The 17,291-nt window shown below is 54.7% G+C and carries 19 protein-coding genes, 3 tRNA genes and 1 pseudogene; 18 read left to right on the forward strand and 5 right to left on the reverse strand.

Annotated features, from left to right (window positions below; genetic code table 11):
• Window positions 1-52 precede the first annotated feature (52 nt).
• Window positions 53-664, forward strand: a complete 612-nt coding sequence (locus Q7C21_RS15250) for an acyl-homoserine-lactone synthase (protein ID WP_003849985.1) — start codon at window positions 53-55, stop codon at window positions 662-664.
• Between the two features lie 32 nt (window positions 665-696).
• Here Q7C21_RS15250 and Q7C21_RS15255 read toward each other — a convergent pair whose 3' ends face one another.
• Entirely contained in the window at window positions 697-921 is a 225-nt protein-coding gene (locus Q7C21_RS15255; RefSeq protein ID WP_003849983.1) for a DUF2594 family protein, read from the reverse strand.
• Between the two features lie 431 nt (window positions 922-1,352).
• Here Q7C21_RS15255 and uvrY point away from each other — a divergent pair, with 431 nt between their 5' ends.
• The 7 genes from uvrY (at window position 1,353) to Q7C21_RS15290 (ending at window position 6,040) form a co-directional block, all read left to right on the forward strand.
• On the forward strand, window positions 1,353-2,012 hold the full coding sequence (uvrY, locus tag Q7C21_RS15260; protein WP_008925894.1) for a UvrY/SirA/GacA family response regulator transcription factor: 660 nt from the start codon (window positions 1,353-1,355) through the stop codon (window positions 2,010-2,012).
• On the forward strand, window positions 2,005-3,837 hold the full coding sequence (gene uvrC / locus Q7C21_RS15265) for an excinuclease ABC subunit UvrC (RefSeq protein ID WP_039660976.1): 1,833 nt from the start codon (window positions 2,005-2,007) through the stop codon (window positions 3,835-3,837). The genes uvrY and uvrC overlap by 8 nt, the downstream gene beginning before the upstream one ends.
• A gap of 69 nt (window positions 3,838-3,906) precedes the next feature.
• Entirely contained in the window at window positions 3,907-4,455 is a 549-nt protein-coding gene (pgsA, locus tag Q7C21_RS15270; protein ID WP_008925896.1) for a CDP-diacylglycerol--glycerol-3-phosphate 3-phosphatidyltransferase, read from the forward strand.
• Between the two features lie 152 nt (window positions 4,456-4,607).
• Window positions 4,608-4,683 (forward strand) — tRNA-Gly (locus tag Q7C21_RS15275).
• A gap of 39 nt (window positions 4,684-4,722) precedes the next feature.
• Window positions 4,723-4,796, forward strand: a tRNA-Cys gene (locus Q7C21_RS15280).
• Window positions 4,797-4,806: 10 nt separating this feature from the next.
• A tRNA-Leu gene (locus Q7C21_RS15285) sits at window positions 4,807-4,893 on the forward strand.
• Window positions 4,894-5,194: 301 nt separating this feature from the next.
• On the forward strand, window positions 5,195-6,040 hold the full coding sequence (locus tag Q7C21_RS15290; protein WP_039660978.1) for a substrate-binding domain-containing protein: 846 nt from the start codon (window positions 5,195-5,197) through the stop codon (window positions 6,038-6,040).
• Between the two features lie 31 nt (window positions 6,041-6,071).
• On the opposite strand, the gene Q7C21_RS15295 is transcribed toward Q7C21_RS15290, so the two are convergent.
• Window positions 6,072-6,266 carry a hypothetical protein gene (locus Q7C21_RS15295; protein ID WP_375150862.1) on the reverse strand — a complete coding sequence of 65 codons (195 nt, stop codon included), beginning with the start codon at window positions 6,264-6,266 and terminating at the stop codon, window positions 6,072-6,074.
• Window positions 6,267-6,459: 193 nt separating this feature from the next.
• On the opposite strand from Q7C21_RS15295, the gene Q7C21_RS15300 reads away from it, so the two are divergent.
• Window positions 6,460-6,660, forward strand: coding sequence for a DUF6404 family protein (locus Q7C21_RS15300; RefSeq protein ID WP_003849972.1), 201 nt, complete (start codon window positions 6,460-6,462; stop codon window positions 6,658-6,660).
• A 33-nt stretch (window positions 6,661-6,693) separates the two neighbouring features.
• Here the strand turns inward: Q7C21_RS15300 and Q7C21_RS15305 are convergent, their stop codons facing one another.
• The 3 genes and pseudogenes from Q7C21_RS15305 to Q7C21_RS15315 all read right to left on the reverse strand — a co-directional run.
• Window positions 6,694-8,199: a SulP family inorganic anion transporter gene (locus Q7C21_RS15305; protein ID WP_008925898.1), complete on the reverse strand. Its 1,506-nt coding sequence runs from the start codon at window positions 8,197-8,199 to the stop codon at window positions 6,694-6,696.
• 137 nt (window positions 8,200-8,336) lie between these two features.
• Entirely contained in the window at window positions 8,337-8,597 is a 261-nt protein-coding gene (locus Q7C21_RS15310) for a biofilm/acid-resistance regulator YmgB/AriR (protein WP_003849968.1), read from the reverse strand.
• A 536-nt stretch (window positions 8,598-9,133) separates the two neighbouring features.
• Window positions 9,134-9,601, reverse strand: a pseudogene (locus tag Q7C21_RS15315) (AraC family ligand binding domain-containing protein); the annotation flags it as partial.
• A gap of 145 nt (window positions 9,602-9,746) precedes the next feature.
• On the opposite strand from Q7C21_RS15315, the gene Q7C21_RS15320 reads away from it, so the two are divergent.
• The 9 genes from Q7C21_RS15320 to Q7C21_RS15360 all read left to right on the forward strand — a co-directional run bounded on the left by Q7C21_RS15320 (window position 9,747) and on the right by Q7C21_RS15360 (window position 17,290).
• Complete coding sequence (locus tag Q7C21_RS15320; protein WP_003849964.1) at window positions 9,747-10,178, forward strand: MarR family winged helix-turn-helix transcriptional regulator; 432 nt, start codon at window positions 9,747-9,749, stop codon at window positions 10,176-10,178.
• A 2-nt stretch (window positions 10,179-10,180) separates the two neighbouring features.
• A complete protein-coding gene (locus Q7C21_RS15325) occupies window positions 10,181-11,866 on the forward strand; it encodes an MFS transporter (protein WP_008925900.1) in 1,686 nt (561 codons plus the stop codon).
• On the forward strand, window positions 11,863-12,957 hold the full coding sequence (locus tag Q7C21_RS15330) for an HlyD family secretion protein (protein WP_003849960.1): 1,095 nt from the start codon (window positions 11,863-11,865) through the stop codon (window positions 12,955-12,957). The genes Q7C21_RS15325 and Q7C21_RS15330 overlap by 4 nt, the downstream gene beginning before the upstream one ends.
• The gene (locus tag Q7C21_RS15335) at window positions 12,957-14,339 is read left to right on the forward strand and encodes an efflux transporter outer membrane subunit (protein ID WP_187512814.1); all 1,383 of its coding nucleotides are present in this window, start codon (window positions 12,957-12,959) and stop codon (window positions 14,337-14,339) included. The genes Q7C21_RS15330 and Q7C21_RS15335 overlap by 1 nt, the downstream gene beginning before the upstream one ends.
• 389 nt (window positions 14,340-14,728) lie before the next feature.
• Complete coding sequence (locus tag Q7C21_RS15340; RefSeq protein WP_008925902.1) at window positions 14,729-14,995, forward strand: hypothetical protein; 267 nt, start codon at window positions 14,729-14,731, stop codon at window positions 14,993-14,995.
• Window positions 14,996-15,223: 228 nt separating this feature from the next.
• The gene (locus Q7C21_RS15345; protein WP_375150863.1) at window positions 15,224-15,955 is read left to right on the forward strand and encodes a beta-ketoacyl synthase chain length factor; all 732 of its coding nucleotides are present in this window, start codon (window positions 15,224-15,226) and stop codon (window positions 15,953-15,955) included.
• Window positions 15,948-16,748 (forward strand): 1-acyl-sn-glycerol-3-phosphate acyltransferase, encoded by an 801-nt coding sequence (locus tag Q7C21_RS15350; RefSeq protein ID WP_003849954.1) that lies wholly within the window; start codon window positions 15,948-15,950, stop codon window positions 16,746-16,748. The genes Q7C21_RS15345 and Q7C21_RS15350 overlap by 8 nt, the downstream gene beginning before the upstream one ends.
• Before the next feature lie 13 nt (window positions 16,749-16,761).
• Window positions 16,762-17,019, forward strand: a complete 258-nt coding sequence (locus Q7C21_RS15355) for a phosphopantetheine-binding protein (protein WP_003849953.1) — start codon at window positions 16,762-16,764, stop codon at window positions 17,017-17,019.
• A gap of 16 nt (window positions 17,020-17,035) precedes the next feature.
• Window positions 17,036-17,290 (forward strand): acyl carrier protein, encoded by a 255-nt coding sequence (locus Q7C21_RS15360; protein WP_003849951.1) that lies wholly within the window; start codon window positions 17,036-17,038, stop codon window positions 17,288-17,290.
• Window position 17,291: the final 1 nt, after the last annotated feature.

The raw sequence follows: 17,291 nt of genomic DNA on the forward strand, positions 1-17,291 counted from the left end.
TCAGGCTGGCGCAAAGAAATCATTGTAAAAATGGGGATGTCAGAGGCGCATGATGAAAATAGTGCAAACGCAATTAAAGGATATGCCATCCTCGTTGCTTGCCGAACTCGGCAGCTACCGTTACAGCGTCTTTGCGCGCGGCGAAGGGTGGTCAATACCGCCCCGTCTGAGTACGCCAGGACAGGAATATGATCGCTATGATCGTTCAGATGTGACCTGGTTGATCGCATGGAATGCGCGTGAAGGAATCAGCGGCTGTGCACGTCTGATGCCCTGGTTTGAACCTGAGCAGAGCGAAGGCATTGTGCTGCCTTTCAGCCATGAGAGAGTGTGGGAAATGTCGCGCTTCTCGGCCCGGCTGGAGGTCGACGCCGAACTGCCGCTGAATATTCTCTGGCACGCGGTGCAGATGGCAGAACTCAATGGCATGGAGTACATCATTAGTTCGGCAACGCCGATGCTGGAAAAGATGTTTGAACAGCATGGGGTGGTGTATGAACCGCTTACGCCGGGACTTATTCTGTCAGAAGATAATCTGTTTGCGATCAGGATTCCGGTGGAACAGCCAGCGCTGGCAGAGAAGTATCGGGGAACAAGGCGTTTCAGTCCGGAAGAGGTACTGCCAACGCTGGGCGTTTCCGTTAACTGGCAGGCGCACAGTTAGCGTATATGCCCCCGCCACTGGGGGCAAAAGAATTACTGACGGTAGGCAGTTTTAATCTGCTTAATGGTGTTGCTGAACACTTCCGCCTGAGGCTTGTCACCCAGCGTCTGTACATAGCGTTCCATGTTGATAATCACTTTTCCAGCATCAGCCTGGCCCATACCTTTCAGGATCAGGGTGATCATCATCTTCAGCCCCGCGATTTCATCCGCTAATTTCCGGGCTTCCTGCGAAGTTGCAAAATCTTCATCGCTCATGTGTATCTCCTTGGTGAATGACAACGTGTCGGCAATCTGTCCGAACAGCAGTGCGTGAGTATATCACAGCGTCAGTATGTTGCTGATGCAGCCGGTTCGTTTCGTCTGAAACAGCAGGTTTGTCCAGTGCAACTAATCAATCGCAGAAAGTAATCAACGAGAGCCTTCCACCTGATATTACCTGTCACTGCAGCGCTGGGTAACCGTAGTACCAGTTGTTAATGTCATGAAATAGTGAGACTTTAAGGATTGTTTGACGGTGCTTTCTGTTTCAGGAAATGTCTGAGAAATCAGGCTGGGCCAGGCTAAAAGTGAACAGGCTAAGCCAGGACTGTTTTACTTTGTTGATGTGCTTTTGAGGTAAAAGCGGGTATGATTATCGCTTGAAATCGTTAGTCGCTTCCTCTTTTTCAGCCTCTGGAGTTTCCCCGTTGATCAGTGTGCTTCTTGTTGATGACCATGAACTTGTCCGTACCGGCATCCGTCGCATCCTGGAGGATGTTAAAGGTCTGGCCGTGGTCGGAGAGGCCAACTGTGGTGAGGATGCGGCTAAGTGGTGCCGTGCTAACCAGGTTGATGTGATCCTGATGGACATGAACATGCCTGGCATCGGCGGACTGGAGGCGACGCGCAAAATCGTGCGTTACAATCCCGATATCAAAATCATTATGCTGACTATTCATACGGAAAGTCCGCTGCCTGCTAAAGTTATGCAGGCGGGGGCAGCAGGCTACCTCAGTAAAGGGGCAGCACCCCAGGAAGTGGTCAATGCAATTCGCTCGGTGAATGCCGGACAGCGATATATCGCATCAGACATCGCTCAGCAGATGGCCCTGAGTCAGATTGAGCCGCAAAAAACGGAATCCCCCTTTAGCTGTTTGTCGGAAAGGGAATTGCAGATTATGCTGATGATCACCCGGGGACAAAAGGTGACGGAAATTTCCGAGCAGTTAAATCTCAGTCCTAAAACCGTTAACAGTTACCGCTATCGGATGTTCAGTAAGCTGAATATCAGTGGCGATGTAGAGTTAACGCATCTGGCCATTCGACATGGCCTCTATAATGCGGAGCCGTTAATCAGTAGTGAATGACGTTTTTGATTCCAAAGCCTTTTTGAGTACGGTAACCAGCAAGCCCGGTGTTTACCGCATGTATGACGCCTCAGGCACCGTCATCTATGTAGGCAAAGCCAAAGACCTGAAGAAGCGTCTGACCAGTTACTTCCGCGTTCAGGTCGGCAGCCGAAAAACCGAAGCGCTGGTCAGCAATATCCAGCACATCGATGTCACCGTCACCCACACCGAAACCGAAGCGCTGCTGCTTGAACATAACTACATCAAGCTCTACCAGCCGCGCTATAACGTTCTGCTGCGCGACGATAAATCGTATCCCTACATCTTTCTCAGCAGCGATACTCATCCGCGACTGGCGATGCACCGTGGGGCAAAGCATGCCAAAGGCGAATATTTTGGCCCGTTCCCGAACGGCTATGCGGTGCGTGAAACGCTGGGACTGTTGCAAAAAGTTTTCCCCATTCGCCAGTGCGAAAATAGCGTCTACCGCAATCGCTCCCGGCCCTGTCTGCAATATCAGATTGGTCGCTGTCTCGGCCCCTGTGTTGCCGGGCTGGTCAGTGAGGAAGAGTATGCGCAGCAGACCGACTATGTGCGCCTGTTCCTGGCCGGTAAAGATGATCAGGTGCTTAACCAGCTGGTTAAACGTATGGAAGAGGCGAGCATTGGCCTGCGTTTCGAAGAAGCGGCCCGGCTGCGCGATCAGATTCAGGCCGTGCGGCGCATCACCGAAAAACAGTTTGTCTCCAATCAGGGCGATGACCTGGATGTGATGGGTGTGGCTTATGAGGCGGGCATGGCCTGTCTTCACGTGCTGTTCATTCGTCAGGGCAAAGTGCTGGGCAGCCGCAGCTACTTCCCGAAGGTGCCTGTGGACACTGATTTGGCCGAAGTCGTGCAGACCTTCGTCGGGCAGTTCTACCTGCAGGGCAGTGAAGCACGTACGCTGCCTGGCGACATCCTGCTGGACTTTACTTTGCCAGAGCGCGAGTTGCTGGCAGAGTCCCTAAGTGAACTGGCGGGACGTCGGGTTAACATTCAAAGCAAGCCACGCGGCGATCGCGCCCGCTATCTCAAGCTGGCGCGCACCAACGCCGCGACAGCGTTAACCACGCGTCTGTCTCAGCACTCTACCATCCACCAGCGGCTGAATGCGCTGGCAGAGTTTCTTGAGCTCGACAAGATCACACGCATGGAGTGTTTTGATATCAGTCACACCATGGGTGAGCAGACCATCGCCTCCTGCGTGGTGTTTGACCAGAATGGTCCGCTGCGTGCCGACTATCGTCGCTACAACATTACCGGCATTACGCCGGGAGATGACTACGCCGCCATGAACCAGGTGTTGCGACGCCGGTATGGCAAAGCGATTGAAGAAGATAAGATCCCCGACGTGATTTTGATTGATGGCGGTAAAGGTCAGCTGTCACAGGCGATACAGGTCTTTGCCGAGCTGGATGTGCCCTGGGATAAAAACCAGCCCATTTTACTCGGCGTTGCTAAAGGCAGCGACCGTAAAGCCGGTCTGGAAACGCTGTTCTTTGAGGCTGAAGGGGAGGGCGTTTCGATGCCACCTGATGCACCTGCACTGCATGTGATTCAACACATTCGTGATGACGCTCACAATCATGCAATTTCAGGTCACCGAAAAAAACGGGCCAAAGTGAAGAACACCAGTGCACTGGAAAGCATCGAAGGCGTCGGGCCGAAACGACGTCAGCAACTGCTTAAGTACATGGGAGGCCTGCAACCGTTAATGAATGCCTCGGTGGAGGAGATCGCAAATGTACCAGGCATCTCGCATGCGCTGGCAGAAAAAATATACTATTCCTTGAAACACTAACATTGAAACGGGGGGGGCAATGTAGGAACATAGGTTAAATTCTACCTATATCCAGACAGTTACCGGCATATGCAATTAAACATCCCGACGTGTCTCACCCTGTTTCGAGTTGTGCTCATCCCGTTCTTTGTGCTGGCTTTCTATCTGCCGTTCATTTGGGCGCCGCTGGCTACTGCACTGATCTTTATTTTTGCTGCTGTTACCGACTGGTTTGATGGCTTTCTGGCGCGCCGCTGGAAGCAGACGACGCGCTTTGGCGCATTCCTCGATCCGGTTGCTGATAAAGTGCTGGTCGCGATAGCGCTGGTGCTGGTGGCAGAACATTTTCACGCATGGTGGATTACTCTGCCAGCGGCAACCATGATTGCCCGCGAGATCATTATCTCTGCGCTGCGTGAATGGATGGCGGAGATTGGCAAGCGCAGTAGTGTTTCTGTCTCCTGGATTGGTAAAGTCAAAACGACTGCGCAAATGTTGTCTCTCTTCGCACTGCTGTGGCGCCCAGATGCCACCGTTGTAGCGATTGGCGTGGTGGCGTTATACATTGCTGCAGTGCTGACTTTCTGGTCGATGTTCCAGTATTTAAGCGCGGCGCGCGGTGATTTGCTCGAACCGTGATCGATACGATTTAAAAAGCAGCAAACGGATGGTCTGTGAGGATAATTTTATTGACTCATTGCGTCATCTAAGTAGAATGCATCGCATCGAACGGCAGCCAGGCTGCCAGAAGATAAACAAAATCAGCAGGTTCGATAAGATTGCTGAAAATTGCGGGAATAGCTCAGTTGGTAGAGCACGACCTTGCCAAGGTCGGGGTCGCGAGTTCGAGTCTCGTTTCCCGCTCCAGATTCGCATGTCAGGTTAGCCTGGCGGCATCATAGTTAAGGCGCGTTGGCAGAGTGGCTATGCAGCGGATTGCAAATCCGTGTACCTCGGTTCGACTCCGGGACGCGCCTCCAGTTACACCCAGCCCGGGTGGTGAAATCGGTAGACACAAGGGATTTAAAATCCCTCGGCTGTAAGGCTGTGCGGGTTCAAGTCCCGCCCCGGGCACCATATCGCTTTACCAATAAAATCAATGATAAGCAGTGTCGTCAAGCCGCCCCTCAGAGGCGGTTTTTTTGTGCCCGGAATCTGGCATGGCTGGCACCTCACATCCTTAGGCTTTTCAACTGGCATCACGTCTCAGTGCTGAATAACCGTTCATTATCCGTGTCACTGCTTTGCCAATTCAAACCTGATTACATCTGATTTCATTCATTTTTGCGGCCTGAGTCGAATTTCATAACCTGTTGAAACAGGTTGGTTTATCGTAAAGTGGTGGGTATTATTTGCCGTTGCAGAGACGTTAACGTCAATGACCAGACCTTTCAAACATGACTCAGCCCTTTCGGCTTTACCGCCGGTTATTGGTATTGTCGCCAGCCAGTTGCTCAATCCGTATCAACAGAAAATGCTGGACGAGGTAACGCGGCAACTTAATGTTCGCGGTGCTATCACCGTGCTGTTGAGTGCCGATAGCGAAGAAGCTCTGACAGCACTCATCCGGCAGGCGAAACCGCTTGCGACGCGGGGGTTGATACTGCTACCCGGCAACCGCATTACAGATACCTGCAATTTGCCGGTGCTTGAGATTGACGCGGAGCCTGAACTGCAAGCGGATGCGCGGCGGGCAGGGGAAGTAACATCGGAATTACTGCTCGCGGAAGGGCATCAGCGGTTTGGCTTTATGCAAAGCCAGCCTGTTGAAGGCGCGCAAAAGCAGGGCTATAGCACGGCACTACAGGCGGCGGGCAGGGTGCTGAATGCTGTGCTGACTTCAGAGGCAGATGATCGTGATGGCGCGTATCAGGCGATGATGGATTATTTGAAAAAGACCCGTGCCGCCGATCGTATTCAGGCACTCTTCTGTGAAAGCGATCTCCTGGCCTTTGGTGCGATACAGGCAATCCGTGATTTTGGTCAGGGTGCCCACATTGCGGTGGCGGGATTTGGAGACAGTGAGGAAGCCCGGAGCTCTACCTGGCATCTTACCAGCTGGTCACCTGATATCAGGCAAATTATGGGCAACGCGTTAGATCGCTGGTTGGGGCAGCACGTTGTCACCAGTCAAGTGCAGGGGCAATTAGCGCGTCGCCACTCCCATTTTGGCAAAATTGCGCCAGGAGAAATGTCAGCCTGCGGCTGCGCCTTTCGGCATTAGCCAGCCTGCAACGCAGACTGGCTGAAACAGACTATCCCTGCGGTTGTCCTGCCGGGCCAACACCGCCTGGTGCGCCAACTGGCTGCTGCCCGCCCGGAGGGGGTGGTGGAGCCTCTTTGCCTGGCGGCGGTGGCGGTGGTGCATCTCTGCCCGGCGGTGGTGGTGCACAGGCAATGAGTGTCGCAAGTATAGCCAGCATCGATAACAGGTAAGCAATACGTTTCATCGTAATTCCCTGATCAGGTAAGCGGAACGTAGAGTATAGAGAATCGCCGTAAAATTACCTGGACGAGGTAACATGTCCGAGCCAGAGAGAGAATTTGTGGCGATTATATGAGACGTCTCTCAACCCGAATAAACGGGCGATGCTTTTTGGGCCGGAGCAGGTTAAGGTGGTTCATTATTTAAGAGGAGTCGTTATGAATGGCATTATGAAGTTCGTCCGCGGATGGCTGGTGTTCTCTGTACTGTGGGGCGTATTCATGTGGTTTATGTCATGGCATCAGCAGGGAAAAGAGCCAGGCCTGGCGATTCTGACAAGTCTCTATGCTGGTTTAATCTATCAGGCGCTGATTACTATGGTTGGCCGCTATCGGGCGCGGCGGCAACAGGCAGAGTAAAGTCTGCTGCCGGAGAGGCAGCAGAACGGCGTTTTAGCCGAAATTACCGGTCAGGCGCTGATGGAAATCAGTGCTGCGCGGATCCAGCCCTTCAATCGTCACGTCTGCACCATAACGCTGATAGCGATATTCAATACCATCCAGCGCTGCGACGCTGGATGCATCCCAGATCTGCGCGTGCGTTAAGTCAATCGTCACTTTTTTCGGGTCATGCGCATAATCAAAATGCTCAAACAGATCGTTGCTGCTGGCAAAGAACAGCGGGCCACGTACCTCATAGCGTACTGACTCACCATCTTCACTCAGCTGACGTTCAGCATGAATGACATGTGCAATACGGCGGGCAAACAGCAGCATCGCCAGGATTACTCCAGCGAGCACGCCCAGTGCCAGATTTCCTGTCCAGACCGTTACCGCCACTGTCAGCACCATAATCAGCGTCTCTGACCACGGCATACGTTTCAGTGTGTTGGGCTGCAGGCTATGCCAGTTAACGGTTTTCACTGCCACCACCATCATGATACCGGCCAATACTACCATCGGAATTTGCGCCATTATCCGGCTCAGTCCGGTCACCAGCAGCAGCAGCACCAGACCCGCAGCCACGGTTGAAACGCGGCTGCGCGCACGGCCCAGCTCAACGTTGACGATAGTCTGACCTATCATCGCGCATCCGGCGATACCGCCATAAAATCCCGCAAGGATATTTGCCACACCCAGACCCCAGGATTCGCGGCGCTTACTGGACGGGGTATCGGTCAGGTCATCGACCAGTTTGGCGGTCAGCAGCGACTCCATCAGCCCGACAAAGGCGATACTCAGTGCGGTGGGCCAGATAATCTGCAGAGTCTGCAGGTTAAGCGGTACCAGCAGGCTGTTAAAACCGGGCAGGCCAGGACTCATCGGTCCTTCATCGCCCACGTTCGGCATGCGATAGCCCATTAATAGCGCGACGCCCGTCACCACTACAATGGCAACCAGCGGAGAAGGAACACTCTTTAACAGACGCGGTAACAACAGCACGATTGCCAGGGTCGCGACAAAGAAAATCCACACCAGAGATGACTGGCCCCAGACGTGCGGCACCTGAGCAAAGAAAATCAGCACGCCCAGCGCATTCACAAATCCCAGCATCACCGAGCGGGGGATGTAGCGCATCATGCGTGCCAGACCGGCCACGCCAAACAGAATCTGAATCACGCCGCCCATGACTACCGCGGGCAGAATATATTCAACACCGTGCAGATGAACCATCGGTCCGATTACCAGTGCGACAGAACCGGCAGCCGCCGTAACCATCGCCGGGCGTCCGCCGAGTATCGACAGGGTCAGGCAGAGCACGACCGAGGCGATGAGACTGACTTTAGGGTCTACACCGGCAATAACGGAAAAGGAGATCACTTCAGGGATTAATGCCAGCGCGGTAATTACTCCGGCAAGGCATTCGCGGGTCAGCAGCGCAGGCGAACGCAGAACGCGCCCCACACTGATATCGCCCGCCACAACGTCGGTTGCGGCAACATCATTGGTTTGAGTCATAAAGGTCTGCAGGCTCTTTAGTTGTTTTGCTCCCGCGCGAGGGGCGGGAAGATCAGGCTCATGGTGAGGGGCAGATAGTACCGGGCGACGGGCAAAGATGCCAGAAAAAGGGGGGAACTCCCTCCATGGAGTCAGTCTTACAGCGAAAAATCATCCGGGGTCTTGTGGACCACGAGGTCGAGCAGCTGGCGGTAGCTATCCAGCATTTCCCTGTCACTTTCCAGTTCAAGCCGATGAATGAGTTTGGAAATAATGGCTTTATTATTCACTGGCATGCCTGACTGCAAAATTTCTGCAATCAGGATACCCAGCATTTCCATCTCGCTGGCTGGCTTGTTGGCCGCAGGGTTAAAATAATCAGCGATTTCCTGATTGGTCCGGGGAATAATATATTGCATGTGTAAGCCCTTCAGAACAGCCCGATTCCGGTTCGGATGTCAGGACAAAAGCGATCAAAAAAACCACCGCATGGACAGATGCGATGGTACCAGTGCCACAAATTGAGCAAACAAAAATTAACCTCTGAAGGTGGAAATCCACTGACACCTTCAGAGGCGACGCAAATGCATCATTCGTTACAGAGTCGCATACAACTCGTGACAGTAAACTTATACAATGAATAACTATCTGTAAAATCGAATTCTTTAGCAAAATGTGCCATTCACAACTTATCAAGGAGTTATAAGGATTATTCCGACACAAAAGTTGTACAAATAACCTATACAGATGGCGGGATTGACGAACCGGGTGGAAAAAGCCGGGAAGCCGTGGCCAGCTTCCCGGGAACAAATTAGCTGAACAACACCAGTTTAGCCGTCAGCTTACGCAGGTTTTTTTTATCGCCGACGATGGCAATGCCCAGCAGCCGCCATTGCACCAGCCTGGCATCTTTATCGACGGGCTGAGCGGGCAGTGACCATTGCCGGTGCGAGGTGAGCTGACTGAACATCCGATCCATCGCCGCCTCTTTGATGATCGCGGGATGGTTGTACCACAGTGCATCAAACGCGTGCCAGACAGCATAAGCCAATGGGCGGTCGTCGCGCAGTGTGGTTGCAAAGCGGAGTTCACGCGGCAAGGGGTCATCAGCCTGATTAGGCGTAAGCTGCTGCGCAATCTGTTGCGGTGAAAGATAGAGCATACGATAGGTGAAGCCGCTGTGGTTGATAGCATCGCCATCATGCAACTCCTCAGGCTCCAGCATAAAAACCGTGCCGGGACGGCTTTGATGCTGTTTGCGCCGCGAATGAAACTGCTGTACACCTTGCTCGGTCACGCCAATAAGATAGCTGTCGTGCCAGTGGGGATCCCAGGCGTGGCCAGTGAAATGGGCGCACAATGCCTCAATACCGCTAACGGCGTCACGGCGCAAATCGATCCAGTTTGCTGATGCCTGATTCATGTTATCCGGCTCCTGATTGCGGCCTCTGGACATTCTGACGCGATCCACTAATTTTTAACAGACCGGACGCTTTTCAATCGCGTTTCGCTTTGCGTATAATAACGCCTCCACTCAATTAGATATCTTACTATTAGGCTGCTAACATTTGTCTGAGCATACGCGTACCTTTACCCACTTACTGCATCTGACCGCCCATGCCTGGCGCCTGGCGGTTGATCGTCACCTTAAAGATAGCGGCTTAAGCATGAGCAGCTGGATGGCCATCGGGCTGATTGCCAGTGAGCCGCAGCGCATGACGCAGACCGAACTGGCGCAACTGCTGGGGCTGGAAGATGCCAGTATGGTGCCGCTGGTGGATCGGCTGGTGAAACAGTCGCTGCTGACGCGGGTACAACCGCCAGAAGATCGCCGTAAACGTCACCTGGTGCTGACCGATAAAGGCAATGAAGCCTTCGCCAAAGTGAAAACCGAGGCTGATGCTCTCCGTACTGAAATGCTGGCTGATATTGATCCCGGGGATCTGGCCGTCACCGAGCGCGTCCTGCAACAACTGCTGAGCCGCATGGGAAGTATGTAGAGGTGGCAAAGCGAAATCCCTACGCTGCACGCGAGTGGTTACCGCACGAAAAACCGATGCTGCCGGGTTCACCCTCGACGCCGCTGCATCCCATGCCAAAGCGCCTGGCATTTGGCCTGATCGGCTTACTGATTTCGCTGACGGGTGCGTTAAGTAACGCACTGGTCACCGCGAACCTGGTTAATCTGCAGGGCACCTTTGGAGCCTGGTCGAATGAGATTGCGTGGTTACCTGCAGTCTACGTGATGGGCAACATCTCTATAAATCTGCTGCTGGTAAAATTCCGACAGCAGTTTGGCCTGCGTGTCTTTACTGAAGCCTTTCTGGTGCTTTATGTACTGGTCGCATTCTTTCACTTATTCGCTAACGACCTGAGCTCGGCGATCATTGTGCGCACCGCCCATGGCATGGTGGCGGCGGCGCTCAGCTCACTGGGCATCTACTATCAGGTTCAGGCCTGGCCCGCAAAACATCGCCTGAAAGCGCTGGTGATTGGCCTGACGGTCTCTCAGCTGGCTATTCCGCTGGCCCGCTTATTTTCGTCAGAATTACTGCAGCTCAACGAGTGGCGTGGCCTTTATCTGTTTGAACTCGGTCTGGCACTGATCGCGCTGGGTGGGGTGCTGCTGGTGAAACTGCCACCAGGCGATCGCATTAAAACCTTTGAAAAGATGGATTTCCTGACCTTCGTTCTGCTGGCGCCTGGCATGGCGCTGCTGTGCGGCGTGCTGACGCTGGGTCGCATTGAATGGTGGTTCACCACGCCGTGGTTGGGAATCTGTACTGCAATTGCCCTGACGCTGATTGTCGCGGCGATTGTTATTGAGCATAACCGGCGTAACCCCCTGATTAACACCCGCTGGCTGAGCAGCGGCATGATGGTGCGGCTTGGCATTGTCATGGTCATGATCCGTATCGTACTGGCGGAACAGAACACCGGCGCGATCGGCTTTTTGCAGCAGATGGGTTTGCAGAACGATCAAATGCGCGGTCTGGCACTGGCGATCATGGCCGGGGTTATCGTGGGCATCGCCGCCAGCGCACTCACCATCAAACCCAATCATCTCAACTGGCCGATTGTCGCCTCGCTGGTGGTGATGATTATCGCCTCGCTGATGGATGCGCAATCCAGTCCGCTGACCCGTGGCCCCGAAATGTATCTCAGCCAGTTTTTGCTGGGCTTCAGCAGCGCCTTTTTCATGGCACCGGCGATGCTGATGGGCATTGGTAGCGTGGTGACCCAGCCAAAAAACCTGGTGAGCTTTGTGGTGCTGTTTGGCATGAGTCAGAACCTGGGTGGACTGATCGGCTCAGCGATCCTTGGCACTTTTCAGGTCTGGCGGGAAAAATATCACTCCAGCCTGCTGGGCGATCAACTCTCACTGCTCGATCCTAACGTTACCGAACGGCTAAGCCAGTACAACGCGCTATTTAATTCACTGGTGGGTGACGACGTTCTGCGCGGTGCGCAGAGCACCACCCAGTTACAGACGGTCGCCACGCTACAGGCTAATGTGCTCGCCTACAACGATACCTATCTGTTAACCGCTGCGCTGGCTCTGGTGACTCTGATGTGGGTCATCTGGCGTTTAACCCGGCGTCGTTATCTTGACTGGCGTCAGGCACAATTTAATCTGCGTGAGCAGCAACAGCTGGCTGCGTTACAGGAATCAACGGAGAAACAATGAGTCAGCAGGATGAGCTTCAGGCGGCAGAACGCGAACGTGCAAACCGTCGACGTATTCTTTCGATAGCCGCTGGCAGCGGTATTGTAGTGATTGGCGTACTGGTTATCCTGTATGCCTGGCAGCTTTGGCCTTTTACCAGCGCAATACAAAGCACCGAGAATGCCTATGTGCGCGGTCAGGTGACCTTTATCAGTCCGCAGGTGAATGGCTATCTCACCTCGGTAAAGGTCATCGATCTGCAGCCGGTGAAGAAAGGGCAGTTGCTGATGACGATTGATGATCGTATCTATCGTCAGCGGGTGCATCAGGCGCAGGCGCAACTGGCGATGAAGCAGGCGGCTCTGAAAAACAATCTGCAGCAGCGGCGCAGCGCAGAAGCGACCATCCAGAGCAATAAAGCGGCGCTGGAAAACGCGAAAGCGCAGGCACTGAAAAGCGGCTTTGATCTCAAACGCGTTGAGAATCTTGCGGCGGATGGATCGCTGTCGGTACGTGAGCGCGACGCCGCCCGCGCAGCAAACGCTCAGGCCCAGGCCCAGGTCCGCCAGGCTGCCGCGCAGATCGCCGTCGCGCAGCAGAACCTGCAAACCGTTATCGTTAATCGCGACGCGCTGGAGGGGGATGTCGAGAGCGCCCGCGCCGCGCTGGAGCTGGCGGAGATCGATCTGGCGAATACCCGGATTACCGCGCCTGATGATGGCCAGCTCGGTCAGCTGTCAGTGCGAACCGGCGCCTATGTCACGGCCGGTACGCGCCTGACCTCGGTAGTGCCCAATCACAAATGGATCATCGCGAACCTGAAAGAGACTCAACTGGCCCATATCCGGCCTGGCCTGCCGGTGACGATTCGGGTCGATGCACTGGATGGCAAACGCTTTAACGGGCAGGTGGAATTTATCTCGCCGGCAGCCGGCTCAGAGTTCAGCGCTATTTCACCTGACAATGCCACGGGTAACTTCGTTAAAATTGCGCAGCGTATTCCGGTTCGGATCCGTATCAACGAGCAGGATATGCAGCAGCTGCGCCCGGGCATGTCGGTTGAAGTCGATATCGATACCGCAGCCCAGGCCGCCGATGAGGGCGCACAATGATGCGTCGCGGCTTACTGGTAAGTGCGCTGATGCTGGCGCTGACCGGCTGCGCCACGCAGGTTGAAAAGGCACCGTCCTCTCTGCCGATCCCCGCCGCCTGGCGCAACAGTGTCGGGCCTGCTGCTGCGCCGGAAGCGGAGTGGTGGCGCGCGTTTCATGATGCGTATCTCAACCGGCTGGTCACACAGGCGCTGCGCAACAATCCTGATATTCTCACCGCGCGTTCCCGGGTTGATCAGTATCGCGCCCAGCTGCGCGCCACGCAGGGTGATGAATTTCCGACCCTCAGCGCCGGCGTAGCGGCGACCCGTGAGCGAACGCTCTCCTCAGTGACGGGCCAGCCGTATGAAACCGATGTTTTTCAGGGGTTGTTACAGGCAAATTACGAGGTTGATCTCTGGGGAGCGCGTAGCAATAGCGTCTCGGCGTCGCAGGCAAGCTTAGCGGCGCAGCAGGCCGCCGCGTCTGCTGCAGAGCTGACCATTGCCAGCTCAGTGGCATCGGGTTATCTCAACCTGTGCGCGCTGGATGAACAGCTGCGGGTCACCGAGGCGACGCTGGCGACCCGCAACAATTCACTGAAGCTGGCCCAGCGTCAGTTTGAGAGCGGCTACACCTCAAGGCTGGAGTGGATGCAGGCCGCTTCTGAATATCAGTCGGCGAAAGCACAGATACCGCAGCTGCAGCATCAGATCGCGCAGCAGGAGAATGCGCTGAGCGTCCTGGTGGGCATGAACCCGCGTAGCATTGCCCGCCGTCAGCAGTTTGACCAGATTCTACCGCAGCAGATGCCGTCGCTGCTGCCGTCCGAACTGCTTAATCGCCGCCCGGATATTGTGCAGGCGCAGCGTCAGTTACTGGCCGCAGATGCCAGCCTTGCCTCATCGCGCGCTAAGCTGCTGCCAGGGCTGAACCTCACTGCCACCGGCACCCTGCAGAGTTCGGTGCTGCACCAGCTCGCAGACAATCCATTCCGGCTCTGGAGCGTGGGCGGCAGCATTCTGGCACCGTTGCTGAACCGTGAAGCGCTGACGGCACAGGTTGATGTCTCAATGGCAACGCGCAATCAGGCGCTGTACGGCTATGAAAAAGTGGTGCGCAACGCCTTCTCGGAAGTCAACGATGCCCTGGACGCTATCCGACAGCGTGAGGCACAGCTTCAGGAACTGCAAAAGCAGGAAACTTACGTAACCGAGGCGCTGCGCATTGCCCGCAACCGCTATCAAAATGGCTACGCTTCCTATCTGGATGAACTGGATGCGCAGCGAACCCTGTTTTCAACTCAGCTGAATCGGGTGGCCGTTAAAAATAATCTGTTGCTGGCGCAGATCGATCTCTATCGCGCACTGGGCGGTGGCTGGGCTCCCGCCTCCACACAATGACTGCCCGGGCCGATCCAGCCGCAGTAAGAGTTTCTGCGGCCGGGATCGGCCTCTGCGCAGACGCCGCGACTGCGCATTTTACCTCGCGTTAATCCCTCAAATAACCACCCAAAACCTATACATACTTCTGCTTACCTGTCTTTACATTCGATGGTATCATGCGCGGGTTTTGAACCAGCCAGCCGGAAAAATGCACGTAATGTTAAGCTGGTGTTGGATGATTTTTACGTTTAACTCACTGATAAAAAAGATCAAAGAAGGGACTCGTTATGATCAAAAAAACAATTTTTGCGCTGGCTGTGGTCGCTGCATGATTAACCGGCTGCGCATGCACGCCGCCGATTCATAACGTGAATCAGGCCCTCACTCAGCATGACAGTGATAATCAGATGAAACTGGCGATCATTGAGGCGGGTATTGGCCGGAAACAGCTGATGACACCCGTTTCGCCTGGTGTAATCAATGGTCGTCTGGCCCAGCGTGATGTTGTGGCGACCATCCGCATTACTTACACCAGACAGAATTACCGCATTGAGTCTGTCGGCAGTGAAAACCTGAGAGCGGGACAGGGTGTGATCCTCAATAACGACAACGACTGGATGGCCAATCTCGATCAGGATATTCAGTTGCGGCTGTCGGCCCTGGCCGCCCGGTGATCGGCGTGCTGTTGCAATAATGGGTCGACAGACTCGCTAAGCATAAAGTTCTGCGGCAGCCGGCCGACAAATCAGATGAGCTGCTATTGATGAATCCTTGAGTAAACCTCTACCGTGAGAACCTGATTAGGGTTCGGCAGGTTTTCCGGTACGCACTTTTTTTGCAGAAGGCAGGAGTGACGATCCAATGAACGCCGACTCCACACGTATGATGAAAAGAGTGTTGAGATGAAACTCGCTTACTCACTGGTCGACTGGCAGGCACTGGCTCCGGGTTTAAGCGCGCCAGAAGCCTGGCAGGACTGGGCGCAACAGAGCAGGGCCATCGACCCCTTAGCGGCGATGGCAAAGCCGCAATACTTACCGATGATGACGTCGCGTCGTCTGAGCGGCGGCAGCCGTGCGGCGGTAGAGTGTGGGCTGGCGCTTCTGGCACGGCAGAAGGCAGACGCTATCGTGTTTACCAGCCGTCACGGTGAACTGGAGCGTAATCTGCGTATTCTTAATACCCTTGCAGATCAACAGTCAATGTCACCTACAGACTTTGCCATGTCAGTTCACAATTCGGCGGTTGGCAGCCTGACCATTGCGGCAAAAGCGCCGCTGGTCTCGACCTCCATTGCGGCAGGCATGGACTCTTTTCAGCAGGGATTGATTGAAGTCAGCGCTCTGCATCAGGCGGGTTATCAGCAGGTGCTGCTGGTCGACTTCGACGGCATCGTGCCGGACTATTATCTGCCGTGGCTGGCGGATCAGCGCGTGAATTTTCCTTATGCGGTGGCACTGCTGCTGCGTGCGGGCGAACAACTGTCTTGCACTGGCTGTAAAGGCGAAGAGAAGAGGGCAGAAACGCTGTTACCGCAGAGCCTGCGTTTTCTGCAGCAATGGCTGGCGGCTTCGCCCACCTTCAGCCTGGCAGGCGAACGCCTGACATGGCACTGGGAGAGAAGTCATGGCTGATTGCTCACAACCCGCTCAGCACTCAGGCAGCCGCCTTAACTACTGCTGGCGACTGGTGATGACGGCCGTCAATTTTACGCTGTTTGGGCTGGGCGGACTGCTGCTGTCACTGATTGGCTTCAACCTGCTACTCCTGATCCAGCGCGATTCTCTGCGCCGCCGGCTGCTGGCCCGACGCGCTATCGCCTTTAGCTTCCGCTGCTTTCTGCGTTTCTGCCGGATGACCGGCGTTTACGACTACCGCATTGAAGGCGCAGAGCTGTTGCAACAGGATCGCGGATGCCTGATTGTCGCTAATCATCCGTCACTGATCGACTACGTGATGATCGCGTCGGTACTGCCAGAGATGGATTGTCTGGTAAAGGCCGATCTGCAAAAAAATCCCTTTATACGTGGGGTGATTCGCGCCGCCGATTATCTGATCAACAGTGAAGCGGAGACGCTGCTGCCGGACAGTCAGCAGAGACTGGCGCGCGGCGACAATATCCTGATTTTTCCGGAAGGCACCCGTACCCGTTACGGTCAGCCGCTGACTCTGCAGCGCGGAGCCGCCAATATTGCGGTGCGCGCCGGATGCGATCTGCGCGTGGTTCACATCACCTGCAGCCAGCGTATGCTTGATAAACAGAGCCGCTGGTATCAGATTCCGCCGGTTAAACCGCTGTTTACCGTGCGAGTAAAGTCACGAATCGACAGTCAGTCGTTTTGTGAAAGCAATCCCGATGCGCAGCCACTGGCCGCGCGTCGCCTGACCCGCCACTTAGAGCAGGCGCTGGTCCCCCAGAACAGGTAAGACGAAAACCGGTATGGATTCATTAATTAACGATATCAAACAGATGATTATCGACACGCTGAACCTTGAAGATCTCAGCCCCGATGATATTGAGACTGACGCTGCCCTGTTTGGCGACGGGCTGGGGCTGGACTCAATTGATGCACTGGAACTTGGCCTGGCAGTGAAAAATCGCTACGGCGTGACGCTCTCTGCGGAAAGTGAAACCCTGCGTGCCCACTTCTTCTCTGTCGCGACGCTGGCCGCGTTCGTCAACCAACAGCGCGGCTGAAAGCGGAGACAATCTTATGATGAACAAAGAAGAGATTTATCAGGAAGTGACTTCGCTGCTCACCAGCCTGTTTGAAATTGCGCCCGAGGATATCCACCCCGAGGCGCGTCTGTATGAAGATCTCGAGCTCGACAGCATTGATGCTGTCGATATGGTCGTGCACCTGCAAAAACGTACCGGCCGTAAAATCAAACCGGAAACCTTCCGCGCGGTCCGAACTGTGCAGGATGTCGTGGATGCGGTGGAACAACTGATGCGCGAAGACGCCTGAT

Origin of the sequence: Pantoea sp. ANP04 (assembly GCF_041982285.1) — a bacterium.
Classification (GTDB): domain Bacteria; phylum Pseudomonadota; class Gammaproteobacteria; order Enterobacterales; family Enterobacteriaceae; genus Pantoea; species Pantoea eucalypti.